Source organism: Pseudolactococcus chungangensis CAU 28 = DSM 22330 (genome assembly GCF_002441885.1).
GTDB classification, from domain to species: domain Bacteria; phylum Bacillota; class Bacilli; order Lactobacillales; family Streptococcaceae; genus Pseudolactococcus; species Pseudolactococcus chungangensis.
In genome coordinates this window covers 1-375 of the sequence record NZ_JXJT01000081.1, presented here as the reverse complement: position 1 = coordinate 375, position 375 = coordinate 1, and the positions used below count along the sequence as shown (strand labels likewise).

The following is a 375-nucleotide window of genomic DNA, read 5'->3' as shown; positions in this document are numbered from 1 at the left end:
ACCAATACCGCATTTGGTGGTCTTTGACATCGTCTAACTTTTTACCCTCAGGATATTTGTTTTGAATTAACTTTGCGAAACTATTCGTAAACTCAAAATATTGCGCAACATCCGCTCTTTCTATCGGGAATTGATATTTTCCATTCATCACGTTGTCTAACTGTAAAAAGTTATTGCTGTCAATGTTCACACCAAGCACTCCATAAACCATATCTAAGGTTTCTTTGGCGCATTGTTCCTTGCTAAAGGTAGGATTTTTCGCATCATAAGGATAGGCGTTTTCAACAACAAAAGTAAATACATCTGAGCCGACGATATGTAATCGCTTGTAAGCTGTATCCACTTCAACCAGAGGATTGTCAAAATTCGCAACAT

General features: G+C 37.6%; 1 protein-coding gene. It reads right to left on the bottom strand.

Annotation, left to right across the window (positions count from 1 at the left end; genetic code table 11):
- On the bottom strand, positions 1-375 hold a 375-nt coding region (locus RR45_RS11335), incomplete at both ends, for a hypothetical protein (RefSeq protein WP_179295343.1).